20 protein-coding genes are annotated in these 25,649 nt (G+C 70.0%); 14 read left to right on the forward strand and 6 right to left on the reverse strand.

Annotated features, from left to right (window positions below; all coding sequences use genetic code 11):
* Window positions 1-54 precede the first annotated feature (54 nt).
* Window positions 55-1,569 (reverse strand): sodium:solute symporter family protein, encoded by a 1,515-nt coding sequence (locus ABD932_RS34145; protein WP_345018879.1) that lies wholly within the window; start codon window positions 1,567-1,569, stop codon window positions 55-57.
* 193 nt (window positions 1,570-1,762) lie between these two features.
* On the opposite strand from ABD932_RS34145, the gene ABD932_RS34150 reads away from it, so the two are divergent.
* The 3 genes from ABD932_RS34150 (at window position 1,763) to ABD932_RS34160 (ending at window position 5,120) form a co-directional block, all read left to right on the forward strand.
* Window positions 1,763-3,373, forward strand: a complete 1,611-nt coding sequence (locus tag ABD932_RS34150; protein ID WP_345018881.1) for a PucR family transcriptional regulator ligand-binding domain-containing protein — start codon at window positions 1,763-1,765, stop codon at window positions 3,371-3,373.
* A 199-nt stretch (window positions 3,374-3,572) separates the two neighbouring features.
* On the forward strand, window positions 3,573-4,361 hold the full coding sequence (locus tag ABD932_RS34155) for a phosphatase (RefSeq protein ID WP_345018884.1): 789 nt from the start codon (window positions 3,573-3,575) through the stop codon (window positions 4,359-4,361).
* A 90-nt stretch (window positions 4,362-4,451) separates the two neighbouring features.
* Window positions 4,452-5,120: a DedA family protein gene (locus ABD932_RS34160; RefSeq protein ID WP_425587560.1), complete on the forward strand. Its 669-nt coding sequence runs from the start codon at window positions 4,452-4,454 to the stop codon at window positions 5,118-5,120.
* Window positions 5,121-5,124: 4 nt separating this feature from the next.
* On the opposite strand, the gene ABD932_RS34165 is transcribed toward ABD932_RS34160, so the two are convergent.
* The 3 genes from ABD932_RS34165 to ABD932_RS34175 form a co-directional block, all read right to left on the reverse strand.
* Window positions 5,125-5,991 (reverse strand): acyl-CoA thioesterase, encoded by an 867-nt coding sequence (locus ABD932_RS34165; protein WP_345018889.1) that lies wholly within the window; start codon window positions 5,989-5,991, stop codon window positions 5,125-5,127.
* Window positions 5,992-6,026: 35 nt separating this feature from the next.
* Window positions 6,027-7,184 (reverse strand): acyl-CoA dehydrogenase family protein, encoded by a 1,158-nt coding sequence (locus tag ABD932_RS34170; protein WP_345018893.1) that lies wholly within the window; start codon window positions 7,182-7,184, stop codon window positions 6,027-6,029.
* A gap of 336 nt (window positions 7,185-7,520) precedes the next feature.
* Window positions 7,521-8,126, reverse strand: coding sequence for an SACE_7040 family transcriptional regulator (locus ABD932_RS34175; RefSeq protein WP_345018895.1), 606 nt, complete (start codon window positions 8,124-8,126; stop codon window positions 7,521-7,523).
* Between the two features lie 96 nt (window positions 8,127-8,222).
* Between ABD932_RS34175 and ABD932_RS34180 the strand changes: the two genes are divergently transcribed.
* From ABD932_RS34180 to ABD932_RS34225, 10 genes are all read left to right on the forward strand, one after another.
* Entirely contained in the window at window positions 8,223-9,839 is a 1,617-nt protein-coding gene (locus tag ABD932_RS34180; RefSeq protein ID WP_345018898.1) for a carboxyl transferase domain-containing protein, read from the forward strand.
* Between the two features lie 14 nt (window positions 9,840-9,853).
* Entirely contained in the window at window positions 9,854-11,806 is a 1,953-nt protein-coding gene (locus ABD932_RS34185; RefSeq protein WP_345018901.1) for an acetyl/propionyl/methylcrotonyl-CoA carboxylase subunit alpha, read from the forward strand.
* Complete coding sequence (locus tag ABD932_RS34190) at window positions 11,803-12,735, forward strand: hydroxymethylglutaryl-CoA lyase (protein ID WP_345018903.1); 933 nt, start codon at window positions 11,803-11,805, stop codon at window positions 12,733-12,735. The genes ABD932_RS34185 and ABD932_RS34190 overlap by 4 nt, the downstream gene beginning before the upstream one ends.
* A 6-nt stretch (window positions 12,736-12,741) precedes the next feature.
* Window positions 12,742-13,902 carry an acyl-CoA dehydrogenase family protein gene (locus tag ABD932_RS34195; RefSeq protein WP_345018906.1) on the forward strand — a complete coding sequence of 387 codons (1,161 nt, stop codon included), beginning with the start codon at window positions 12,742-12,744 and terminating at the stop codon, window positions 13,900-13,902.
* A gap of 199 nt (window positions 13,903-14,101) precedes the next feature.
* The gene (locus ABD932_RS34200) at window positions 14,102-15,148 is read left to right on the forward strand and encodes an ABC transporter substrate-binding protein (RefSeq protein ID WP_345018908.1); all 1,047 of its coding nucleotides are present in this window, start codon (window positions 14,102-14,104) and stop codon (window positions 15,146-15,148) included.
* A 124-nt stretch (window positions 15,149-15,272) separates the two neighbouring features.
* On the forward strand, window positions 15,273-16,082 hold the full coding sequence (locus tag ABD932_RS34205) for a siderophore-interacting protein (protein ID WP_345018911.1): 810 nt from the start codon (window positions 15,273-15,275) through the stop codon (window positions 16,080-16,082).
* A gap of 167 nt (window positions 16,083-16,249) precedes the next feature.
* Window positions 16,250-17,692, forward strand: coding sequence for a lysine decarboxylase DesA (gene desA, locus ABD932_RS34210; RefSeq protein WP_345018913.1), 1,443 nt, complete (start codon window positions 16,250-16,252; stop codon window positions 17,690-17,692).
* Window positions 17,676-18,959 carry a lysine N(6)-hydroxylase/L-ornithine N(5)-oxygenase family protein gene (locus tag ABD932_RS34215; RefSeq protein WP_345018915.1) on the forward strand — a complete coding sequence of 428 codons (1,284 nt, stop codon included), beginning with the start codon at window positions 17,676-17,678 and terminating at the stop codon, window positions 18,957-18,959. Before desA ends, ABD932_RS34215 begins: the two co-directional genes overlap by 17 nt.
* On the forward strand, window positions 18,956-19,501 hold the full coding sequence (locus tag ABD932_RS34220; protein ID WP_345018916.1) for a GNAT family N-acetyltransferase: 546 nt from the start codon (window positions 18,956-18,958) through the stop codon (window positions 19,499-19,501). The genes ABD932_RS34215 and ABD932_RS34220 overlap by 4 nt, the downstream gene beginning before the upstream one ends.
* Complete coding sequence (locus ABD932_RS34225; RefSeq protein WP_345018920.1) at window positions 19,498-21,270, forward strand: IucA/IucC family protein; 1,773 nt, start codon at window positions 19,498-19,500, stop codon at window positions 21,268-21,270. Before ABD932_RS34220 ends, ABD932_RS34225 begins: the two co-directional genes overlap by 4 nt.
* A 143-nt stretch (window positions 21,271-21,413) precedes the next feature.
* Here the strand turns inward: ABD932_RS34225 and ABD932_RS34230 are convergent, their stop codons facing one another.
* On the reverse strand, window positions 21,414-22,934 hold the full coding sequence (locus tag ABD932_RS34230; RefSeq protein WP_345018922.1) for a beta-N-acetylhexosaminidase: 1,521 nt from the start codon (window positions 22,932-22,934) through the stop codon (window positions 21,414-21,416).
* A gap of 149 nt (window positions 22,935-23,083) precedes the next feature.
* Here ABD932_RS34230 and ABD932_RS34235 point away from each other — a divergent pair, with 149 nt between their 5' ends.
* Window positions 23,084-23,968, forward strand: coding sequence for a DUF4429 domain-containing protein (locus ABD932_RS34235; RefSeq protein WP_345018925.1), 885 nt, complete (start codon window positions 23,084-23,086; stop codon window positions 23,966-23,968).
* Between the two features lie 31 nt (window positions 23,969-23,999).
* On the opposite strand, the gene ABD932_RS34240 is transcribed toward ABD932_RS34235, so the two are convergent.
* Complete coding sequence (locus ABD932_RS34240; RefSeq protein ID WP_345018927.1) at window positions 24,000-25,565, reverse strand: purple acid phosphatase family protein; 1,566 nt, start codon at window positions 25,563-25,565, stop codon at window positions 24,000-24,002.
* Window positions 25,566-25,649: the final 84 nt, after the last annotated feature.

The following is a 25,649-nucleotide window of genomic DNA, read 5'->3' on the forward strand; positions in this document are numbered from 1 at the left end:
GGAATGCCTTCTTTCCTACGCTTCATCGCGTATGCGGGATATCTTCCTACGACTCTACTGGCGAGCCGGCACCGGTTCGGACGCGAGTTCGGGGTTCCGCCCGGCGAGGCGCTCACGCCAGGCGGCGAGTACGGCCGCGTCGGTCGGCCGCGTCATCAAGGACACGGCGATGTACGCGCCGAGGGAGAGCAGCAGGCCGTAGTAGACGGGCTCGTTGGCGAGGATGCCGTGGGTCGCCATCAGGACGATCACCGCGACGCCACCGACGGTGACCGAGGCGAGCGCGCCCTGCACGGTCCCGCGCCGCCACAGCAGCCCGCCCAGGATCGGCACGAGCAGTCCGCCGACGAGCAGGTTGTAGGCGACGGTCAGCGCCTCGACGACGTTGTTGAGCGCGATGGCCGTGGCGATCACGGCGATGCCCATGAGGAGGATGAAGGCGCGGTTGCCCTTCACCTCGTCGTGCGGGTCGAGCGCGTCGGGGGTGTCGGGGGCCTCGTGCGACTTGCGCACGTCCTTGGTGACCTCGGTGCGGCGGACCGCGCCCCGCAGCCGCGACCAGATGTCGTTGTTCGCGACGGTCGCGCAGGCGATGAGCGCGCCGGAGGACGTGGACATCACGGCGGCGAGAGCGGCGGCCAGCACCAACCCCCTTACGCCGACCGGGAGTTCGTCCTTGACGATGGTCGCGAAGGCGTCGTCCGGGCTGCCGAGCTTGGGGTAGAGCACCTTGGCGGCCGTGCCGATGACGGCGCCGGCGAGGGCGTAGGCGAGGCAGTAGGTGCCGGCGACGGTGCCGCCCCACTTGGCGGTCTTGTCGCTGCGGGCGGTGAAGACGCGCTGCCAGATGTCCTGCCCGATGAGCATGCCGAAGGTGTAGATCAGGACGTAGGTGAAGATCGTCTCGCCGCCGATGCCCAGCGGGTCGAAGTACTCGGTCGGCAGCTGCGCCTTCATCTCGCTGAACCCGCCCGCCTTGACGACGGCGATGGGGAGCAGGAGCAGCAGCACACCGATCGTCTTCACCACGAACTGGACCATGTCCGTCAGGGTGATCGACCACATGCCGCCGAGCGTCGAGTAGGCGACGACGATCGAGCCGCCGAGGATGATCGCGACGCTGCGGTTCATGTCGAAGAGGACGTCGAAGATCGTGGCGTACGCGATCGTCGACGTGACCGCGAGCATGAGCGTGTACGCCCACATGACGACACCGGAGATGACGCCGGCCCGGCCGCCGTAGCGCAGGTCGAGCATCTCGGAGACGGTGTAGACCTTCAGACGGGCGATGCGGGCGGAGAAGAAGACCGAGAGCGCGAGCAGCCCGAGGCCGATGGTGAACACCATCCAGGCGCCGGAGAGCCCGTACTGGTAGCCGAGCCCGACGCCGCCGATGGTGGACGCGCCGCCGAGGACGATCGCCGCCATGGTGCCGGAGTACATGGTCGGCCCGAGCCGACGGCCGGCGACCAGGAACTCGCTCTTGGACTTGGCGCGGCGCATGCCCCACCAGCCCATGGCCAGCATGCCGGCCAGATAGACGACGATGACTGTGTAGTCGACGGCCATATTGGGGGCCTCCTTCGCGCACATTCCGGTGGCGTGTCGTGAAAGTGGGGGGTGGGGACGGTTCGGCAGCGGCTCGCGGGGACATCCGCCCGTACCCGCGGCTGCCGGTCTGGAACGACAGTAGGTGGCCGGAAAGCGACTGCGAAGTGTACGTTTCATCCATCTGAGGTTGCGCGAGTGTAGGAAACGTCCCATGCCGGAACCCGCCGTTCCCCCCACCCCACCGGTGCCCCTCTCGGCGCTCCTGGCCCGCGAGGACCTGGCCCTGCGCCAGATCGCCGGCCCGACGGACGCGGACACGGTGATCCACTGGGCGCACACCTCGGAGATGGCCGACCCGTATCCGTATCTGCTGGGCGGGGAACTGCTGCTGACGGCGGGCGTGCACATCCCGGAGGCGGCGGGATCGGGCACGTACTTCGACGACTACGTGGCGAGGATCGTCGCGGCGGGCGGCGCGGCACTCGGCTTCGGACTCGCTCCCGTCCACGACACGGTGCCGCGCGCCCTGGTGGCGGCGTGCGAGGCATACGAGCTCCCGCTCCTGGAGGTTCCTCCGCAGACCACCTTCTCCGGCGTGGCCCGCGCGGTCTGGCAACTGATGGCCCGGGCCCGCCTCGCCGAACTCCGCCGCGTGACGGAGGCCCAGCAGAGCCTGGCGGCAGCCGCCTCACGCCCGGATCCGGTGCGGGCGGTGCTGCGACAGCTGGCGCAGCGGGTCGGGGGGTGGGCGGTGCTGTACGGGCCGGAGGGGGCGGAGGTCGCGTCTGCGGGGCGGGTGCCGGAGGGGGCGGGGAGCGGGGTTGCGGGGCGGGCGCCGGAAGGCGCGGGGAGCGGGACAGCAGGACGGGCGCCGGAAAGCGCAGCGAGCAGGACAGCAGGACGGGCGCCGGAAAGCACGGCGAGCAGGGCCACGGAACGGACGCTGGAGAAGACGGTGAGCGAGGCGCTCGCCGGGCTCGCCGAGGTCGTACGCCCGTCGGGCCCGGGGACACCCACCTCCGCCGCCGACACCGCCTCCGGCGTCCACCTCGCCGCCTATGCCCTCGGCGCCGGGCAGGGCTTCGTCCTCGGGGTCGCCGCCCCGCAGCGCGATCCCGGCGATCACACCATCGCCTCGGTCGCCGCCGTGCTCCTCTCCCTCCTCACCGGCGAGCACCAGAGCGGCTCGGGAGCGGCCCGCTCCTCGGCGCTGGTACGGCTGCTGCTGGGCGCCGAGCCACAGGCGGTGGCCCCGCTCCTGGGCACGGGCGACTGGCTCGTGGTCCACGCAGGCCCCGACAGCCTGCCCTGCGACCCGGTGGCCGCCTCGGCGCTGGGCGCGGCGCTCGGCTCCCCGCTGGTCGACCTGGCGCGGGACGTCGTACGCGTCCTCGTCCCGGCGGACCGCGAACCGTCCCCGCAGCCCGGCTGGACCCTGGGCGTCAGCGCCCCGGCGTCCGCGCCGGACTGGCCGGCGGCCGACACCCAGGCGGCCCGGGCGCTGTCCCGGGCGAGGGCCACCCGCACGCCCCTGTTCCGGCACGGCACCCACCGTCCCGCCCTCACCGACCTGCTCTCCCTCGACGAGGCGCAGGCCCACGCCCGCACGCTCCTCGCGCCCCTGACGACCCCGCTCACCGAGACCCTGCGCACCTGGCTCTCCCTGCACGGCAGTTGGGACCGCACGGCGGTGGCCCTGTCCGTCCACCGCAACACCGTCCGCCAGCGGATCGCCCGGTGCGCGGCGCTCCTCGGCACGGACCTGGACGATCCGGACGTACGGATGGAGCTGTGGTTCGCCCTGCGGCACATCGAGCGGTGACGTGCCACGGCGAACGGTGACGTGCGGCCACTGCGAGCGCCGATACGCCGCACGAGGAGCGATGGCGCGCCACGGCCGACGGCGGCGCACCCCATCCCACGACGGCGCGCCACATCCCGCGATGATCTGCACAGTGACGCGCGTCGCACGCGCTCCGGAGGCAGCCGTTCCCGCAGTTGTCTGCCTCACAATGGGAGCCATGCCGATACCCGGGACACCCAGCCGCGCCGAGCTCGTCGACCACCTCGTCAGAACCCGCATCGCGGGCGATGTCGCGACGCCCCGCGAGAACAACCTCTCCCACTACCGCCAGCTGGCGAACGGCAACCGCCACTACTGGCTCGGCCTGGAGCTCGGCGACCGCTGGACCGACGAGCAGGACGTGCTCGCGGTGATGGCGGAGCGCGTCGGCGTGAGCGACGACGCGGAGCACCGTCACGGGCAGGACACCATCGACCCCGAGCTGACGGTGGCCGCGCTGGAGCGGATGGCGGCCCGGCTGCGCAAGGCGGCGGACGGTCAGCAGCGGGTGCTGTTCGCGACCGGCCACCCGGGCGGCCTGCTGGACGTCCACCGCGCGACGGCCGACGCGCTGCGCGCCACGGGCTGCGAGATCGTCGTCATCCCGGACGGCCTGCAGACGGACGAGGGTTACGTCATGCAGTTCGCGGACGTCGCGGTCCTGGAGCACGGCGCCACGCTCTGGCACACCCACTCCGGCGACCCGATGAAGGCCATCCTCACGGGACTTGAGCGCGCGGGCCGTCCGCTGCCGGACCTGGTCGTGGCCGACCACGGCTGGGCGGGGTACGCCGGACAGCACGGCGTCGACTCCGTCGGATACGCGGACTGCAACGACCCGGCGCTGTTCCTCGCGGAGTCGGAGGGGACGGTGCAGGTGGTGGTGCCGTTGGACGACCATGTGGTCAGCCCCCGCTTCTACGACCCGATGACGGCGTATCTGCTGGCGGAGGCGGGGCTGGCATAGCGGGCGGCCGCGTGTGCGGAACCCCACAGCCGATGGTGCGGCCTTCCTCATACGGTCTTTAGGTCAAGACTTCGTAAAGTGGAAGGCATGATCATTGCTGCCGCGGCGGCGGACGCACCTGTCGGCGGAGTCGCCGGGTGGGCCGCCGACCTGATGGAGAAGCTGGGCGGGCCCGGCGCCGGACTGGCCATCGCGCTGGAGAACCTGTTCCCGCCGCTGCCGAGCGAGGTGATCCTGCCGCTGGCGGGCTTCACGGCGAGCCAGGGGCGGATGGACGTCTTCGCGGCCGTCGCCTGGACGACGGCGGGTTCGCTGGTGGGCGCGCTGGTCCTGTACCTGCTCGGCGCTCTCCTCGGCCGGGACCGGCTGATCGCGGTGGCCTCCCGGCTGCCGCTGGTGAAGGTCGCGGACGTGGAGCGGACCGAGGCGTGGTTCCTCCGGCACGGCACCAAGGCCGTGTTCTTCGGCCGCTTCGTGCCCATCTTCCGCAGCCTGATCTCGATACCGGCCGGAGTCGAACGCATGCGGCTCCCGGTGTTCCTCGCCCTCACCGCGGCGGGCAGCCTCATCTGGAACACCGCGTTCATCGCGGGCGGCTACGCCCTCGGCGCGCGCTGGCACGAGGTCACCGACCTGGTGAGCCTCTACTCCAAGGCGATCCTGGTCGTCGTGGCCGTGGCCGTCGTCGCATTCCTGGCGGTACGCCTGCTGCGGTCGGGGCGTGGACAGCGCAGGCACTCGGGCGCGGCGGCGGAATGAGCCGTCACCGCGGTATCCGGACGACGCCCTCCTGGATCACCGACACCGCGAGCCGCCCGTCCTGCGTGTAGATCCGCGCCTGCCCGAGCCCCCGTCCGCCGTGTGCCGACGGCGACTCCTGGTCGTACAGCAGCCACTCGTCCGCGCGGAACGGGCGGTGGAACCACATCGCGTGGTCCAGCGAGGCCCCGACCACGTCCCCGACGGCCCAGCCGCCCCGACCGTGGGCGAGCAGGACCGAGTCCAGCAGGGTCATGTCGGAGACGTACGTGGCGAGTACGACGTGCAGGAGCGGGTCGTCGGCCAGCTTGCCGTTGGTGCGGAACCAGACCTGGGAGTGCGGTTCGCGGGGCTCACCGAACTTGCCGTAGGGCGGCTCGTCGACGTAGCGCAGGTCGACCGCCTGGCGGGCCTCCAGGAACCGCTCGACGACGTCCGGGTCGAGATGGTCGTAACCACGCAGCCGCTCGCCGCTGGTGGGGAGCGTCGCCGGGTCGGGAGCGGGCGGCATGGGGGCCTGATGGTCCATGCCCTCCTCGTACGTCTGGAAGGACGCCGACAGCGCGAAGATCGGCTTGCCGTGCTGGATCGCGACCACCCGGCGGGTGGTGAAGGAGCGGCCGTCGCGCATGCGGTCGACGTTGTAGACGATGGGCGCGCCCGGGTCCCCCATGCGCAGGAAGTACGCGTGGAGGGAGTGGGCGGGCCGGTCCGCGGGGACCGTGCGGCCGGCGGCGACGAGCGCCTGTGCCGCGACCTGGCCGCCGAAGACGCGCGGGACGACGGCGGAGCGGGACTGGCCGCGGAAGATGTTCTCCTCGATCTGCTCCAGGTCGAGCAGATCGAGGAGACCCTGTAGTGCCTGGTTCATGGCACCTTTTCTATGGGCAGGAAATTTCAGGAGCCTTACAGGCCCATGTCCTTCGCGATGATCGACTTCATGATCTCGCTGGTCCCGCCGTAGATGCGGTTGACCCGGTTGTCCGCGTACAGGCGGGCGATCGGGTACTCGTTCATGAAGCCGTAGCCGCCGTGCAGCTGCAGGCAGCGGTCGATCACGCGGTGCGCGACCTCGGTGCAGAAGAGCTTCGCGGAGGCGGCCTCGGCGGGGGTCAGCTCACCCGCGTCCAGGGCCTCCAGGGTGCGGTCGGCGACGGCCTCGGCGGCGTCGACCTCGGCCTGGCAGGCGGCCAGCTCGAACTTGGTGTTCTGGAAGTGGGCGACCGGCTTGCCGAAGACGGTGCGCTCCTGGACGTACTGCTTGGCGAACCGGACGGCGGCCTTGGCCTGGGCGTAGGCGCCGAAGGCGATGCCCCAGCGCTCGGAGGCCAGGTTGTGGCCGAGGTAGTAGAAGCCCTTGTTCTCCTCGCCGAGGAGGTCCTCGACCGGGACCTTCACGTCGACGAACGCCAGCTCGGCGGTGTCGGAGGTCTTCAGGCCGAGCTTGTCGAGCTTGCGGCCGACGGAGTAGCCCTCGGACTTGGTGTCCACGGCGAACAGGGAGATGCCGTGGCGGCGGTCCTCGGCGCTGGGCGCGTCGGTGCGGGCACAGACGATCACGCGGTCGGCGTGCACGCCACCGGTGATGAAGGTCTTGGCGCCGTTGAGGACGTAGTGCGTGCCGTCCTCGGAGAGCTTGGCGGTGGTCTTCATGCCGGCGAGGTCGGAGCCGGTGCCGGGCTCGGTCATCGCCAGCGCCCACATCTCCTCACCGGAGACGAACTTCGGCAGGAACCGCTTCTTCTGCTCGTCGGTGGCGAGCATCTTGATGTACGGCAGGCCGAGCAGCACGTGCACGCCGGAGCCGCCGAACTGGACGCCCGCGCGGGCGGTCTCCTCGTACAGCACGGCCTCGAACTTGTACGAGTCGATGCCGGCGCCGCCGTACTCCTCGTCCACGCGGATGCCGAAGACGCCGAGCTCGGCGAGCTTGTAGTAGAAGTCGCGCGGCGCCTGGCCGGCCGCGAACCACTCGTCGTAGACCGGCACGACCTCGGCCTCGATGAAGGCGCGGATGGTCTCCCGGAACGCCTCGTGATCCTCGTTGAACACCGTACGGCGCACGCCGCCCACCTCCACCGGTACATGTCTAAGCGCTTGCTCATTCAAGGTACCGGCGAGTACGAACGGCCGTCCAGAGGCCTCCCCCCGTAACGCTCGTCACTCTCACCGCACCCCCCTGGCGGATTTCGCCCCCGCCGCCCCTACCCGTCCCGTCCCTGGGGGCTGCCGCCCCCAGACCCCGCTTCGGCCCGAAGGGCCTCGTCCTCAAACGCCGGACGGGCTGACTTTGCCTGGTCCGGCGAAATCCAGCCCCTCCGGCGTTTGAGGAGCGGGGTCTGGGGCGGAGCCCCAGAAGGACGGGACGGGTAGGGGCGGCGGGGGCGAGGAAAGCCCGCCTCAGCCCGCCGCCGGCGATTCCGCCGCGCCGAACGCCCCCCGCGCCATCCGATGCAGCAACTCCGCCGTGACCCCCCGCCCCGGCAGCGACCCCGGCCGCCCCAGATGCGGCGTCGAGTTCAGCAGGCCGAACACCGAGTGCACCGCCGAGCGGGCCGTCGGCTCCGTGAGCTCCGGGTACACCTTGCGCACGACCTCCACCCACAGCTCGACGTACTGCCGCTGGAGCTGGCGTACGAGCTTGCGGTCGCTGTCGCGGAGGCGGTCCAGCTCGCGGTCGTGCAGGGTGATGAGGGGGCGGTCGTCGAGGGCGAAGTCGATGTGGCCCTCGATGAGGGAGTCGAGGACCGCCTCGGCCGGCACCCCGTCGGCCTCCGCGAGGCGCCGCTTCGCGCCCGTCAGGAGCTGACCGCTGATGCCGACCAGCAGCTCGGCGAGCATCGCGTCCTTGCCGGCGAAGTGCCGGTAGAGACCGGGGCCGCTGATGCCCACGGCGGCGCCTATCTCGTCGACACCGACGCCGTGGAAACCACGCTCGGCGAAGAGGCGCGCGGCCTCCTTGAGGATCTGCTCGCGGCGGGTGGGGGCGTCGGTTCTGGTGGCCATGGAAGCAATTCTAGACAGGGAGGTTAGCGGTCGTTAACCTGATGGAAATGCGTTAACGCTCATTAACTGGTCGACCACTGGTGAGGGGACCGCAGGATGCACGAGGCACCGGAGCTTCACAGCGCGGCAGATCCCGCGTCGGAAGCCTGGCGGGCCAACGAGGAGGCCCATCGGGCACTCGGGGAGGAGCTGCGCGCCAAGCTGGCGGCGGTGCGGCTCGGTGGCGGTGAGAAGGCACGCGCCCGGCACACCGCGCGCGGCAAGCTGCTGCCGCGCGACCGCGTCGACACCCTCCTCGACCCCGGCTCCCCCTTCCTGGAGCTCGCACCCCTGGCCGCCGACGGCATGTACGACGGCCAGGCCCCGGCCGCCGGTGTCATCGCCGGGATCGGACGGGTCAGCGGGCGCGAGTGCGTGATCGTCGCGAACGACGCCACGGTCAAGGGCGGGACGTACTACCCGATGACCGTGAAGAAGCACCTGCGCGCGCAGGAGGTGGCCCTGGAGAACCGGCTGCCGTGTCTCTATCTGGTCGACTCCGGCGGGGCCTTCCTGCCCATGCAGGACGAGGTGTTCCCGGACCGGGAGCACTTCGGGCGGATCTTCTACAACCAGGCCCGGATGTCGGGCGCCGGTATCCCGCAGATCGCGGCCGTGCTCGGCTCGTGCACCGCCGGCGGCGCCTACGTCCCCGCCATGAGCGACGAGGCCGTCATCGTCCGGAACCAGGGCACGATCTTCCTCGGCGGCCCCCCGCTGGTGAAGGCGGCCACCGGCGAGGTCGTCACCGCCGAGGAGCTGGGCGGCGGCGAGGTGCACTCCAGGATCTCCGGCGTCACCGACCACCTCGCCGAGGACGACGCGCACGCGCTGCGGATCGTGCGGAACATCGTCGCCACGCTCCCCGCGCGCGGGCCCCTGCCCTGGTCCGTGGAGCCCTCGGTCGACCCGAAGGTGGACCCGTACGGGCTCTACGGCGCCGTGCCGGTCGACTCCCGCACCCCTTATGACGTACGCGAGATCATCGCGCGCGTGGTCGACGGCTCCCGTTTCGCCGAGTTCAAGGCGGAGTTCGGGCAGACCCTGATCACCGGCTTCGCCCGCGTCCACGGGCACCCGGTCGGCATCGTCGCCAACAACGGCATCCTCTTCTCCGAGTCCGCCCAGAAGGGCGCCCACTTCATCGAGCTGTGCGACCAGCGCGGCATCCCGCTGGTCTTCCTGCAGAACATCTCCGGGTTCATGGTCGGCAAGGACTACGAGGCGGGCGGCATCGCCAAGCACGGCGCCAAGATGGTCACGGCGGTGGCCTGCACGCGCGTGCCGAAGCTGACGGTCGTGGTCGGCGGGTCGTACGGCGCGGGCAACTACTCGATGTGCGGCCGGGCGTACTCGCCCCGCTTCCTGTGGATGTGGCCGGGCGCCAAGATCTCCGTCATGGGCGGCGAACAGGCCGCCTCGGTCCTCGCGACGGTCAAGCGGGACCAGTCGGAGGCGCGCGGCGAGAGCTGGCCCGCGGCGGAGGAAGAGGCCTTCAAGGACCCGATCCGTGCGCAGTACGAGCGCCAGGGGAACGCTTACTACGCGACGGCCCGGCTGTGGGACGACGGGGTCATCGACCCCCTGGAGACCCGTCAGGTGCTGGGGCTGGCTCTGACCGCCTGTGCGAACGCGCCCCTGGGCGACCCCCAGTTCGGCGTCTTCCGGATGTGAAGGGCATAACAACGATGTTCGACACGGTACTTGTGGCCAACCGGGGCGAGATCGCCGTCCGCGTCATTCGGACGCTGCGCGCGATGGGCGTGCGCTCGGTGGCCGTCTTCTCCGACGCGGACGCCGACGCACGGCACGTCCGGGAGGCCGACACGGCGGTACGGATCGGTCCGGCGCCGGCCGCCGAGAGCTATCTGTCCGTGGAGCGGCTGCTCGATGCGGCCGCCCGCTCCGGCGCCCAGGCGGTCCACCCCGGCTACGGCTTCCTCGCCGAGAACGCCGCCTTCGCGCGCGCGTGTGCCGACGCCGGGATGGTCTTCATCGGTCCGTCCGCGGACGCCATCGCGCTGATGGGCGACAAGATCCGCGCCAAGGAGACGGTGAAGGCCGCCGGGGTGCCGGTGGTCCCCGGGTCGTCCGGCAGCGGGCTCAGCGACGGGCAACTCGCCGACGCCGCCCGCGAGATCGGCACGCCGGTCCTGCTGAAGCCGTCGGCCGGCGGTGGCGGCAAGGGCATGCGGCTGGTGCGGGACGCGCGGAAGCTGGCGGAGGAGATCGCCGCCGCCCGCCGTGAGGCCCGCGCCTCCTTCGGCGACGACACGCTCCTCGTCGAGCGGTGGATCGACCGCCCCCGGCACATCGAGATCCAGGTCCTGGCCGACGGCCACGGCAACGTGGTGCATCTCGGGGAGCGCGAGTGCTCCCTCCAGCGCCGGCACCAGAAGATCATCGAGGAAGCGCCGAGTGTGCTGCTCGATGAGGAGACCCGGGCTGCGATGGGCGAGGCGGCCGTGCAGGCGGCCCGCTCCTGCGGGTACCGGGGCGCGGGCACGGTGGAGTTCATCGTGCCGGGCGGCGACCCCTCGTCGTACTACTTCATGGAGATGAACACCCGCCTCCAGGTGGAGCACCCGGTCACCGAACTCATCACCGGCCTCGACCTGGTGGAGTGGCAGCTGCGGGTGGCGGCGGGCGAGCGGCTGGCCTTCGGGCAGGAGGACGTACGGCTGACCGGCCATGCGATCGAGGCCCGCATCTGCGCCGAGGACCCCGCGCGCGGGTTCCTTCCCTCCGGCGGCACGGTGCTGCGGCTGCACGAGCCCCAGGGCGACGGCATCCGCACCGACTCCGGACTCAGCGAGGGCACGGAGGTCGGGAGCCTGTACGACCCGATGCTGTCCAAGGTGATCGCGTACGGGCCGGACCGGGAGACGGCGATCAGGAAGCTCCGGTCCGCCCTCGCCGGGACGGTCACGCTGGGCGTGCAGACGAACGCCGGGTTCCTGCGGCGGCTGCTCGCGCATCCGGCGGTCGTGGCGGGCGAGTTGGACACGGGGCTGGTGGAGCGCGTCGTGGACGAGCTGGTCCTCGTCGACGTACCGGAAGAGGTGTACGAGGCGGCGGCCGCCGCACGGCTGGCGGCGTTGCGGCCTCGGGGCGAGGGCTGGATCGACCCCTTCTCCGTGCCGAGCGGCTGGCGGCTCGGGGGCCTCGCGAAGCCCGCGGGGTTCCACCTCCGGGTGCAGGACCCGGTGGAATACGTCCCGCGCGGCACCCACACCGTCACCGACGACCAGGTGTCCGTCACCCTTGACGGCGTCCGCCACACCTTCCGCCTCGCTGCCCTGCCGGACGGCAGCTGGCTGGGCCGCGACGGCGACGCCTGGCACGTGCGCGACCACGACCCGGTCACGGCGTCCCTCACCGGCGCCGCGCACTCCGGCGCCGACTCGCTGACCGCGCCCATGCCGGGGACGGTGACGGTGGTGAAGGTCGCCGTCGGGGACGAAGTGGCGGCGGGCCAGAGCCTGCTGGTCGTCGAGGCGATGAAGATGGAGCACGTCATCTCCGCCCCGCACGCCGGCACGGTCACCGAGCTGGACGTCACGCCGGGCACGACGGTCGCCATGGACCAGGTCCTGGCGGTCATCGCGCCGGCGGAGGCATCCGTGGAGGAGGAGCGATGACGCTGCCCATGACGGTGCCGGCCCCCGGGCTGCCGGCCCGCGTCCGGATCCACGAGGTCGGCGCACGCGACGGCCTGCAGAACGAGAAGGGCACGGTCCCCACGGAGGTCAAGGCGGAGTTCGTGCGCCGCCTCGCCGACGCGGGCCTGACGACGATCGAGGCCACCAGCTTCGTACACCCCAAGTGGGTGCCCCAGTTGGCCGACGCGGAAGAGCTGTTCCCGCTCGTCGGCGACCTCCCGGTGGCGCTCCCGGTGCTCGTGCCGAACGAACGCGGACTGGACCGCGCCCTCGCCCTCGGCGCCCGGCGCGTCGCCGTGTTCGCCAGCGCCACCGAGTCCTTCGCCAAGGCCAACCTCAACCGCACGGTCGACGAGGCGCTGGCCATGTTCGAGCCGGTCGTGGCCCGGGCGAAGGCCTCCGACGTCCATGTCCGCGGCTATCTGTCGATGTGCTTCGGCGACCCGTGGGAGGGCGCGGTCCCGGTCCCGCAGGTGGTGAAGGTCTGCAAAGCGCTGCTGGACATGGGCTGCGACGAGCTGAGCCTGGGCGACACGATCGGGGTGGCGACGCCAGGGCACGTACGGGCGCTGCTCACCGAACTCACCGAACAGGGCACCCCCGTGGCAGCCCTGGGCGTCCACTTCCACGACACCTACGGCCAGGCACTGGCCAACACGTACGCCGCCCTCGAACACGGCGTCACCACCGTCGACGCCTCCGCCGGCGGCCTGGGCGGCTGCCCCTACGCCAAGTCCGCCACCGGCAATCTCGCCACCGAAGACCTCGTGTGGATGCTGCGGGGCCTCGGCATCGACACCGGAGTAGATCTCGACCGCCTCGTCGCCACGAGCGCGTGGATGGCCGAACAACTGGGCCGACCCAGCCCGTCCCGCACCGTACGAGCCCTGTCCCACAAGGAGCAGTGACCCGCGATGGACCACCGACTCTCCCCCGAACTCGAAGAACTCCGCCGTACGGTGGAGCAGTTCGCGCACGACGTCGTAGCGCCCAAGATCGGCGAGTACTACGAGCACCACGAGTTCCCGTACGAGATCGTCCGCGAGATGGGCCGTATGGGCCTGTTCGGGCTGCCGTTCCCGGAGGAGTACGGCGGTATGGGCGGCGACTATCTGGCGCTCGGCGTGGTCCTCGAGGAACTGGCCCGCGTGGACTCGTCGGTCGCCATCACCCTCGAGGCGGGCGTCTCGCTCGGCGCGATGCCGATCCATCTCTTCGGCACCGAGGAGCAGAAGCAGCAGTGGCTGCCGCGGCTGTGCTCCGGCGAGATCCTGGGCGCCTTCGGCCTCACCGAGCCGGACGGCGGCTCGGACGCGGGCGCGACGCGTACGACGGCCCGTCTCGACGCGGAGACCGGCGAATGGGTGATCAACGGCACCAAGTGCTTCATCACCAACTCCGGTACGGACGTCACGGGCCTGGTCACGGTCACGGCGGTCACCGGCCGCAAGCCCGACGGCAGCCCGCTGATCTCGTCGATCATCGTCCCGTCCGGCACCCCCGGCTTCACGGTCGCGGCCCCCTACTCCAAGGTCGGCTGGAACGCCTCCGACACCCGGGAGCTGTCCTTCGCGGACGTCCGGGTCCCGGCGGCCAACCTCCTGGGCGAAGAGGGCCGCGGCTACGCCCAGTTCCTGCGCATCCTGGACGAGGGCCGCATCGCCATCGCGGCGCTGGCGACGGGTCTGGCGCAGGGCTGTGTGGACGAGTCGGTGAAGTACGCCAAGGAACGCCACGCGTTCGGCCGGCCGATCGGCGCCAACCAGGCCATCCAGTTCAAGATCGCTGACATGGAGATGAAGGCCCACACGGCCCGCCTCGCCTGGCGCGACGCGGCCTCCCGGCTGGTGTCCGGGGAGCCCTTCAAGAAGGAGGCGGCGCTGGCGAAGCTCTACTCGTCGACGATCGCGGTGGACAACGCCCGCGACGCGACGCAGATCCACGGCGGCTACGGCTTCATGAACGAGTACCCGGTGGCCCGTATGTGGCGGGACTCCAAGATCCTGGAGATCGGCGAGGGCACGAGCGAGGTGCAGCGCATGCTGATCGCGCGTGAACTGGGGCTCGTGGGCTGAGCCCGGCGTCCGCCGGAGCGAGGCTCAACAACCCTTGATTTCAAGGGCGTTGGGCCTCGCCGGTCGTACGTGGCCGCTTCACAGCGTGCGCACAACTTCGATCACAAGGGCCCCCACCCCTGGACATCAGATCAGGTTAGGCTAACCTACCTTCGAATTGTCCGGCGGGTGATCCGCCCTGTTCGAAAGCAGCGTAGCCATGCCCAACGCCAGAGCCACCCACCTCACCCGCCGCGGCATCCTCGCCGCGGGCGGCGCCCTCGGCCTCGGGGCCGTGCTCGCAGCCTGCGGGGACGACGACGCGAAAAACGGTGGTTCGGACGAGGCCACGACCGCTGCCAAGTCCGGCCCCTGGACGTTCAAGGACGACCGCGGTACCACCGTGGAGCTCGACAAGGTCCCGACGAAGATCGTCGCCTTCGTCGGTGTCGCGGCCGCGCTGTACGACTACGGCATCGAGGTCAAGGGCGTCTTCGGCCCGACCAAGACGCAGGACGGCAAGGCCGACGTGCAGGCCGGCGACATGGACGTCAGCAAGCTGACGGTCTTCGGCAACGTCTGGGACCAGTTCAACGTCGAGAAGTACGCCGCGTTCGCCCCCGAGGTCCTCATCTCCACGACCTTCGACAGCGCCGGCACCCTCTGGTACGTCCCCGAGGCCTCCAAGGACAAGATCGCCAAGCTCGCCCCGAGCGCCGCGATCTCCGTCTACGACCGTCAGCTGACCCAGCCGCTGGAGCGGGTGTGGGAGCTGGCCGAGTCCCTCGGCGCGGACCTGAAGGCCGACAAGGTCGCCCAGTCCAAGAAGGACTTCGAGGCGGCCGCCGAGCGGCTGCGCAAGGCCGCCAAGGCGCGCCCCGAGATCAAGGTGATGGCCGGTTCCGCCAGCCAGGACATCTTCTACGTCTCCGGCACCAACCTCTCCATCGACCTGGAGTACTTCAAGGCCCTCGGCGTGAACTTCGTCGAGCCGCCGGAGAGCGCCAAGAAGGAGGGCGGCGGCTGGTTCGAGTCGCTGAGCTGGGAGAACGTCGACAAGTACCCGGCCGACATCATCATGATGGACGACCGCTCCTCGACGATCCAGCCCGCTGACATCACCGAGGCGACCTGGAAGAAGCTGCCCGCGGTGAAGGCCGGGCAGGTCATCGCGCGTTCGCCCGAGCCGATTCTGTCGTACGCCAAGTGCACGCCGCTGCTGACCAGCCTTGCCGAGGCCATCGAGAAGGCCAAGAAGGTCGCGTAGGCGCTCCGCTGGGAGAGCCGGTTCAGCGCCGTAGGTCCACCGCACCGTGGTGAACTGCGCGTCCGCCGTGGCTGGTCGCGCAGTTCCCCGTGCCCCTTTGGGGCGCGTCACCTCAGGAGCACATATGACTACCGCCGTAGCCGCCCCGTTCCGTTTCTTCTCCCTCCAGGTCGTACGGACGAGGCGGCTCGGTCCGTCCATGGTCCGAGTCACCTTCGGCGGGGAGGATCTGGAGTACTTCTTCTCCGACGGGCGTGACCAGTCCCTGTCGCTGTTCCTGCCGCATCCGGGGCAGAGCGAGCCGCAGGTCCCCCTTGAGCTCGGTGACGGCTGGTGGCAGGGATGGCGTGAACTGCCGGACGACGTACGGGCCGTGATGCGGTCGTACACGCTGCGGGCGCTCCGCCGGAACCCCGACGAGATCGACATCGACTTCGTCCTGCACACCCCGGCCGGCCCCGCCTCCCACTGGGCCTCCCGTGCCGCCGCCGGCGATCGCGTCCTGCTGCTCGGCCCGGCGATCGCCGACAACCGGGCGATCCGGTTCCGGCCGGCCGACGACACCGACCTCGTGGTGATCTGGGGCGACGAGACCGCCGTACCCGCCGTCTCCGCCATCCTCGAATCCCTCCCGGCCGGCACCCGCGCCCGGGTGTGGCTGGAGGTGCATGACGCCGGGGACATCCAGGACCTGGAGACCGACGCCGACGCCGAGATCACCTGGCTGGTCCAGGAGGAGGCCGTCGGCGCCATCCGCGCCGCTCAACTCCCGCCCGCCAACCACCCGTACGTCTGGATCGCGGGCGAGGCCGGCTCCGTGAAGGCGCTGCGCCGGCACTTCGTCCAGGAGCGCGGCGTCGACCGTCGCCGGGTCACCTTCGTGGGGTACTGGAGGCAGGGCCTGACGGAGGAACAGCTGCGCGCGCAGGAGTAACAGCCCCTGAATGCAAGGCGATCGGGCGGCCACTGCGACCCAAGTGATCGTAGTCACCCTTGATGCCGCCGTGATTCAAAGGAACTTAGGTTAGGCTAACCTAAGTTGCACGCCATCACGCATGCCGCCCCGCACTTCACGGCCCGTCCCCACCGGAGGACCTCCCCATGCGCTCGCACCTGCTCAATGACACGACCGCGGAGCAGTACCGCCGCTCCGTGACCGAAGGAATCGAGCGGGTGGCCGCCAAACTCGCCGCCACCGACCGTCCGTTCACCGGTGTCACCGTCGACGCCCTCGCCCCGACCATCGACGCGATCGACCTCGACAAGCCGCTGCTCGACACCGCCGCGGTCCTCGACGAGCTGGAGGACGTCTACCTCCGGGACGCGATCTACTTCCACCACCCGCGCTACCTCGCCCACCTCAACTGCCCGGTCGTCATCCCGGCCGTGCTCGGCGAGGCGATCCTCTCCGCGGTCAACTCCTCCCTGGACACCTGGGACCAGTCGGCCGGCGGCACCCTGATCGAGCGCAAGCTCATCGACTGGACGACGGCCCGAATAGGCCTGGGCGAGAACGCCGACGGTGTCTTCACCTCGGGCGGCACGCAGTCCAACCTCCAGGCGCTGCTGCTGGCCCGTGAGGAGGCGAAGACCGACTCCTTCGCCAAACTGCGCATCTTCGCCTCCGAGGTCAGCCACTTCAGCGTGAAGAAGTCCGCGAAACTGCTGGGCCTCGGCCAGGACGCGGTGGTCTCCATACCCGTCGACCACGACAAGCGGATGCAGACCGTCGCGCTCGCCCACGAGCTGGAGCGCTGCAAGAAGGACGGCCTGGTCCCCATGGCCGTCGTCGCCACCGCAGGCACCACCGACTTCGGCTCCATCGACCCGCTGCCCGAGATCGCCGAGCTGTGCGAGCAGTTCAACACCTGGATGCACGTCGACGCCGCGTACGGCTGCGGTCTGCTCGCCTCCGTGAAGTACCGGGGCCGTATCGACGGCATCGAGCGCGCCGACTCGGTCACCGTGGACTACCACAAGTCCTTCTTCCAGCCGGTGAGTTCCTCGGCCGTGCTGGTCCGGGACGCCTCGACGCTGCGCCACGCGACCTACCACGCCGAGTACCTCAACCCGAAGCGCATGGTCACCGAGCGCATCCCCAACCAGGTCGACAAGTCCCTGCAGACCACCCGCCGCTTCGACGCCCTCAAGCTGTGGGTGACCCTGCGCGTGATGGGCGCCGACGGCATCGGGCAGCTCTTCGACGAGGTCTGCGACCTGGCCGTGGAGGGCTGGCAGCTGCTCGCCGCCGACCCGCGCTTCGACGTGGTCGTGGAGCCCACGCTCTCCACCCTCGTCTTCCGCTACATCCCGGCCGCCGTCACCGACCCCGCCGAGATCGACCGCGCCAACCTGTACGCCCGCAAGGCCCTGTTCGCCTCCGGCGACGCGGTGGTCGCGGGCACGAAGGTGGGCGGCCGCCACTACCTGAAGTTCACCCTGCTCAACCCCGAGACGACGGCCGAGGACATCGCCGCCGTCCTCGACCTGATCGCCGGCCACGCCGAGCAGTACCTGGGAGAGTCCCTTGACCGCGCGTCCTGAAAACCCGACCAAAACCCATGATTTCGTGGGGATCGGGCTCGGCCCGTTCAACCTCGGCCTCGCCTGCCTGACCGAGCCGATCGACGAGCTCGACGGCGTCTTCCTGGAGTCGAAGCCGGACTTCGAGTGGCACGCGGGCATGTTCCTGGACGGCGCCCACCTCCAGACGCCGTTCATGTCGGACCTGGTCACCCTGGCCGACCCGACCTCGCCGTACTCCTTCCTGAACTACCTGAAGGAGAAGGGGCGGCTGTACTCGTTCTACATCCGCGAGAACTTCTACCCGCTGCGGGTCGAGTACGACGACTACTGCCGCTGGGCCGCGAACAAGCTGAGCAGCATCCGCTTCAACACGACGGTGACGGAGGTGACGTACGACGAAGGGGCCGAGGCCTACGTCGTGCACACCGCCGCCGGTGACACCTACCGCGCCCGCCACCTGGTCCTGGGCACCGGCACCCCGCCCTACATACCCGAGGCCTGCCAGGGCCTGGGCGGCGACTTCATTCACAACTCCCGCTATCTGCAGCACAAGCAGGAGCTGCAGAAGAAGGAGTCGATCACCCTGGTCGGCTCGGGCCAGTCCGCAGCGGAGATCTACTACGACCTGCTCAGCGAGATCGACGTCCACGGCTACCGGCTGAACTGGGTCACCCGTTCCCCGCGCTTCTTCCCGCTGGAGTACACCAAGCTCACGCTGGAGATGACGTCGCCGGAGTACGTCGACTACTTCCGCGAGCTGCCGGAGGCGACCCGCTACCGCCTCACCGCCGAGCAGAAGGGCCTGTTCAAGGGCATCGACGGCGACCTGATCAACGAGATCTTCGACCTGCTCTACCAGAAGAACCTCGGCGGCCCGGTCCCGACCCGTCTGCTCACCAACTCCTCGCTGAACGGCGCGACGTACGAGAACGGCACGTACACGCTGTCCTTCCGCCAGGAGGAGCAGCAGAAGGACTTCCACCTCGACTCGCAGGGCCTGGTCCTGGCCACCGGCTACAAGTACGCCGAGCCGGAGTTCCTCACGCCCGTCAAGGACCGCCTGGTCTACGACTCCCAGGGCAACTTCGACGTCGCCCGCAACTACGCCGTCGACGTCACCGGCCGCGGGGTCTTCCTGCAGAACGCCGGCGTCCACACGCACAGCATCACCAGCCCCGACCTCGGGATGGGCCCGTACCGGAACGCGTACATCATCCGCGAGCTGCTCGGCACCGAGTACTACCCGGTCGAGAAGACGATCGCGTTCCAGGAGTTCTCCGTATGACGTTCACGTTCCGCCCTCTCGACCCCCTGCAGGACGCCGAGCTCCTGCACGCCTGGGTCACCCACCCCAAGGCCGCCTTCTGGATGATGCAGGACGCGAAACTGGAGGACGTCGAGCGCGCCTACATGGAGATCGCGGCCGACGAGCACCACCACGCCCTGCTCGGTCTGCGGGACGGCGTCCCCGCCTTCCTGATGGAGAAGTACGACCCCGCTCACCGGGAGCTGGTCGGCCTGTACGAGCCGCAGCCCGGCGATGTCGGCATGCACTTCCTCACCCCCGCGACCGACACGCCCGTGCACGGTTTCACGAGGTCCGTCATCACCGCCGTCATGGCGCACCTCTTCGAGGACCCGGCGGTCCAGCGCGTCGTCGTGGAGCCGGACGTCTCCAACAAGGCCGTCCACGCCCTGAACGAAGCCGTGGGTTTCGTGCCCGAGCGCGAGATCCAGAAGCCGGAGAAAAAGGCGCTGCTGAGCTTCTGCACCCGCGAACAGTTCTTTAACAGGCACAGTCTGGCCGCCCGAGGAGTAGCCGTATGACCCTGTCCGACGCCGTAGCGCATCTGTCCCCCCACCGCTGGGCGCGGGCCAACCGCCTCCTGATCCGCAAGGCGCTCGCCGAGTTCGCGCACGAGCGCCTCATCACGCCGGAGGCCGCCGGTGCCGGCGAATACGTCGTCCGCAGCGACGACGGCCTGACCCGGTACACCTTCAAGGCCGTGATCCGTGCCCTCGACCACTGGCAGGTCGACGCGGACTCGATCACCCGCCACCGGGACGGCGCCGAACTCCCGCTCGCCGCACTGGACTTCTTCATCGAGCTGCAGAAGTCCCTGGGGCTGAGCGACGAGGTCCTGCCGGTCTACCTGGAGGAGATCTCCTCCACCCTCTCCGGCACCTGCTACAAGCTCACCAAGCCGCAGGTCCCGGTCGCCGAGCTGGTCGGCGCCGGCTTCCAGGCCATCGAGACCGGCATGACCGAGGGCCACCCCTGCTTCGTCGCCAACAACGGGCGGCTCGGCTTCGGCGTCCACGAGTACCTGTCGTACGCCCCCGAGACCGGGAGCCCGGTCCGGCTGGTCTGGCTCGCGGCGCACCGCTCGCGCGCCGCGTTCACGGCAGGCGTGGGCATCGAGTACGAGGCCTTCGTACGGGACGAGCTGGGCGAGGAGACCGTCGAGCGCTTCCACGGCGTCCTGCGCGAACAGGACCTGGACCCCGCCGACTACCTCTTCATCCCGGTCCACCCCTGGCAGTGGTGGAACAAGCTCACCGTCACCTTCGCCGCCGAGGTCGCCCAGAAGCACCTGGTCTGCCTGGGCGAGGGCGACGACGAGTACCTCGCCCAGCAGTCCATCCGGACCTTCTTCAACAGCTCCAGCCCCGAGAAGCACTACGTGAAGACGGCCCTGTCCGTCCTCAACATGGGCTTCATGCGCGGCCTTTCGGCGGCGTACATGGAGGCGACCCCGGCCATCAACGACTGGCTGGCCCAGCTCATCGACAACGACCCGATCCTGAAGTCGACCGGCCTGTCGATCATCCGCGAGCGCGCCGCCGTCGGCTACCGGCACCTGGAGTACGAGAAGGCGACCGACCGCTACTCGCCGTACCGCAAGATGCTGGCGGCGCTGTGGCGGGAGAGCCCGGTCGCGTCCCTCCAGGACGGCGAGACGCTGGCCACCATGGCCTCGCTCGTCCACGTCGACCACGAGGGCGCGTCCTTCGCGGGCGCGCTGATCCAGCAGTCGGGGCTGACGCCGACGGAGTGGCTGCGCCGCTACCTGAAGGCGTACTTCACGCCGCTGCTGCACAGCTTCTACGCCTACGACCTGGTGTACATGCCGCACGGCGAGAACGTCATCCTGGCCCTGAAGGACGGCGTGGTCCAGCGCGCGATCTACAAGGACATCGCCGAGGAGATCGCCGTCATGGACGTGGACGCGGTGCTGCCGCCCACGGTCGAGCGGCTGCGCGTGGACGTCCCGGAGGAGAAGAAGCTCCTGTCCGTCTTCACGGACGTCTTCGACTGCTTCTTCCGCTTCCTCGCCGCGAACCTCGCGGCCGAGGGGATCCTGGAGGAGGACGACTTCTGGCGCACGGTCGCCGAGGTCACCCGGGACTACCAGCACTCGGTGCCCGAACTCGCCGACAAGTTCAAGCAGTACGACATGTTCGCCCCCGAGTTCGCGCTGTCCTGCCTCAACCGCCTCCAGCTGCGCAACAACAAGCAGATGGTGGACCTCGCGGACCCGGCCGGCGCACTGCAGCTGGTCGGCAACCTGAAGAACCCGATCGCGGGGCTTTAGCCACGGCCCCATGAGACAGGCGCGCACCCCCGGAGTACGGTCCTCCGGGGGTGCACGTCTCTACGTCCGGGGCGCGCACGCCCCTTTCTTTTAGGGGCGCGGGGAACTACGCGACCAGCCCCCACCGGCCCGCAGACGACGAATCACCAAGGAACCTGCGGCGACCGATAGAAGTTGATCCCCAACGCCTCCCACCGCGGCCCCTGGGAAGCCAGCCGCACCTTGTAGGCATCCCAGTCATGCGTGGCGGCCGGCGACCACCCGAGCTCGGCCACACCCGCCAGCCTCGGGAACGCCATGTACTCGATGTCGGCCGACTTGCTGATCGTCTCCGTCCACAGCGGAGCCTCCACGCCCCGGATCGCAGAAGAAGGCACCCCCGGCAGATAGTCGCCCGGATCCCAGTCGTACGACCGCTTCACCTCCACCAGCCCGGCCCAGTCCAGCCCCAGCGGAGTGTCGGCCGTGTACTTCATGTCGAGGTAGATCCGGTCGGCCGGGGACAGAACAACCCCCGTCCCGTTCTGCGCGGCCTTGGCGACCTGCGCCTTCTCCTCGGCACTCGTACCGTCCAGCCCCCAGTACTGCGCGAGCGCGCCCTTCGCCGGAGTAGCGCCGGTCAGTTGGTGCCATCCGACGACCGTCTTGCCGTACTTGGCGACGAGGGGCTGCACCCGGTCCATGAACTTCACATAGTCCTCGTGGCTGGTCGAGTGCGCCTCGTCGCCGCCGATGTGCAGGTACTTGCCCGGCGTGAGCGCGGCCAGCTCACGGATCACGTCGTCCACGAAGTCGTACGTGATGTCCTTGCCGACGCACAGCGAGCTGAAGCCGACCTCGGTGCCGGTGTACAGCGGCGGCGCGACGCCGTCGCAGTTCAGCTCGGCGTACGAGGCGAGGGCGGCGTTGGTGTGGCCGGGCATGTCGATCTCGGGGACGACCTCCAGATAGCGGGAGGAGGCGTACCGGACGATCTCCTTGTAGTCGGCCTTGGTGTAGTAACCACCGGGACCGCCGCCGACCTGCGTCGAGCCGCCGTAGGTCGCCAGGCGCGGCCAGGAGTCGACGGCGATGCGCCAGCCCTGGTCGTCGCTGAGGTGCAGATGCAGCTTGTTGATCTTGTACAGGGCGAGCTGGTCGATGTAGCGCTTGACCTGGTCGACGGTGAAGAAGTGCCGGGAGACGTCGAGCATCGCGCCGCGCCAGCCGTAGCGCGGGGTGTCCTTGATGGTGCCGCCCGCGACCAGCCAGGGGCCGGGCTGGACGGAGTCCTTCTCGACGGCCGCCGGGAGCAGTTGGCGCAGGGTCTGCACCCCGTGGAACAGGCCGGCGGCCCCCGCGGCGGTGATGGTGACGCCCTTGCGGCCGCTGTCGAGGCGGTAGCCCTCGGCGCCGTACGGGCCCTTGGCGAGGCGCAGTTGGATGCCGGCGCCACCGTGGGCGGTGACGGGGACGCGGTAGCCGGTGGAGGGGCGCAGGACGGTCGCGAGGTACTCTCCGACGCGGCGGGTCTCACGGGAGTCGTCGACGCGTATGTGCGTGTCGCGGGTGATCCGGTAGGGGGATCCGCTCGGGGTGACCGACGCGGGCGCGGGGACCACGCGGTCGAGCGGGGTGGGCGACGCCGCCTGCACGGGAGCGGCCCCTGTCACGGAGACGCCCATCGCGACCAGCAGCAGGGAACCGAGAAGGCGAAGCGTTCTGTGGTGCTGTCTGACACGGCCATCTCTCACAAACGTGTCCCTTCCATGAGCCGTTGAGCTCCAAGAGGTCTGGACCACTCTCTCGTGAGACTGGTGGAACAATCCACCCCATGGCGGAAATCATCCAGAAGGACGGCACGTGGGTCTTCGACGGCGACGCCCTGCGGCTGACCCCCGGACGCGACAAGAACGTCAGTCTGTTCCGTAAGACGCTGGGTGAACTGCTCGTCCCCCTGGGGGCGTTGGCGGGAGTCTCCTTCGAGCAGGGCAAGAAGGCCGGGCGGCTGCGCCTGCGCCTGCGTGACGGCGCCGACCCGCTGCTGCACGCCACCGGCGGCCGGCTCACCGAGCCCAACGACCCGTACCAGCTGATCGTCGAGTCCGACCGCTACGGCGTCGCCGAGTACTTCGTGGACGAGGTCCGCAACGCCCTGCTGCTGGACCAGGTCCCCGGCGACCCGGTCGACACGTACCTGCTGCCGGGCCCCTCCGTGCCCCTGTCGGTCTCCGCCGGGGACGGCACCGCCAGCTTCGACGGTGAGCACATCCGTCTGGAGTGGAACTGGAAGACGGAGGACGCCAAGGCCGCCGGCGGCAGCCGCTCCCTCACGCTCACCGACATCGCGGCGGTGGAGTGGCATCCGGCGGCGGGCCTGGAGAACGGCCACCTCCGCTTCACCGTCAGGAACGCGCCCACCAAGGCCCCGCCCAAGTACGACCCCAACGCGGTCGAACTGTGGGGCTTCAAGAAGGACCCGCTGATGGCCCTGGTCGCGGCGGCGGTCCAGGCCCGTCTGCCGCACCCGGCCGGGCCGGGCGTCGCGGACGTACAGGACGCGCGACCGGAGCTGCCTTCCCCTCGGGTCGCGCCCGCCGAGGACGACCACGACGCCCTCCTGCGCCGCCTGCGCGAACTCGGCGAACTCCACCGCACGGGCGTGCTGACGGACGAGGAGTTCACGATGGCCAAGCAGGCGGTTCTCAAACGGATGTAGCCGATGTGGCGGATGGAGCGCGCATGCGGGCCTATTTGGCCCGGCGCGCCACCGTGAAGTGGTCGATGCGGTCACCGGTCTCGGCGATTCCCGACACCCTCAGCCGGGCGTAGTGCCCCCGCGCCGCGGGCTCGACGTCCACCCGCAGGAACGAGTAGTCGAGGTAGCGCACCCGGGACCAGGCGACGGTCTCGTCGACCTTGCCGTCCTTGCCATTGACGAAGGAGGCCACGGACTCGACGTCCTTCACATGCCCCTCGTAGGAGTCCGGCGCGGTGAACGAGTACAGGCTACGGCCCGCCGCGCCCGCGGTCACGTAGACGACGCCCTCGGTCTCGGGGTAGGCGGTCTCGCCGATCGGCAGCTTCTTGGCCACCTTGTCGCCCTTGATGACGTCGGTGCGCTCGTACTGGTGGTTGTGGCCGTTGATGACCAGGTCCACGGTGTACTTCTCGAACAGCGGCACCCACTCCTGGCGCACGCCGCCTTCCGAGGCGTGCGAGGTGGAGGTGCAGTAGGCGCAGTGGTGGAAGAAGATCACGATGAAGTCGACGTCCTCGGACGCGCGGAACTTCTTCAGCTGTCCTTCGAGCCACTTGGTCTGGGTGCCGCCCGAGATGCCTAGGTTGGCCGGGATCTCGAAGGAGATGTCGTTGGCGTCCAGCGCGATGACCGCGGTGTTGCCGTGGACGAAGGAGTAGACGCCTGGGAGGTTCCTGGCGTCGGGGCCGTTGTCCGGGAGGTTCCAGCGGGCCTTCTCGCCGCCGTAGCCGTTGGGCGAGTACCAGGCCTCCATGTCGTGGTTGCCGTAGGCGGGCATCCACGGCACGGACTTGGCGACGGACTCGGTCTGGGCGAGGAACTGGTCCCACACCCGTGAGTCGAACCCGGTGTCGGCGGTCTTGCCCGCGCCGGCCGGGTCGGCGTAGGCGATGTCGCCGGCGTGCAGATGGAAGGCCGGGTTCTGGCCGAGCAGCAGGCTGTTGTTGGCGAGGCCGTGGTAGCCGACGCCCTCGTCGCCGAAGGCCGTGAAGGTGAAGGGCGCCTTGTCGGCGGGGGCGGTGGTGAAGGTGCCCAGGGTGCCCAGGAGGTGCGGCGCGGCGGGGTCGAAGCCCTGGTGGCCTACGCCGTAGTAGTACGTCCGGCCGGGCTTGAGGTGGGTCAGCTCGGCGTGGACGTAGTACTGCGTGTGGTCCGCACTGGCCCCGACGCCGGCCGGGGTGTAGAGGGTGCGGACCTCGGCCTCGATCTTGCGGGAGAGGTCCCAGGGGTGGGCGCCGATGCGGACGAACGGCTTCTTCACGGCGACCGGGACCTGCCACGAGACGGTCATCTCGGTGCGCGCGTCGGTGCCGTAGGCGAGGTGGCGGCCGAAGGGGGCCACGAGGGCCCCGTCGACGGTCTCCGCGGCCGGGGCGGTGCGCTGCGTCGGTACGGCGGCCTGTGCGGTGACGCCCGGCACGAACGCGCCACCCGCGACGGCGCCGAGCGTGACGGCGCCGCCTCTGATCATGTTGCGCCGCGAGAACTTGGCGCGGAGGTACTCGTGCTGCTCGGCCATGCTCATGCGCTCGGCGAGCTGCTGGGGTACTCCCATGCGAGGAATGTCCATGGCGCCACAAGTTGGTCGCTGCAAACATCCCCCCGCGGAACAACCGACCAACGAACACCCATGGGCTTT

Origin of the sequence: Streptomyces shaanxiensis (assembly GCF_039537145.1) — a bacterium.
Lineage (GTDB): Bacteria > Actinomycetota > Actinomycetes > Streptomycetales > Streptomycetaceae > Streptomyces > Streptomyces shaanxiensis.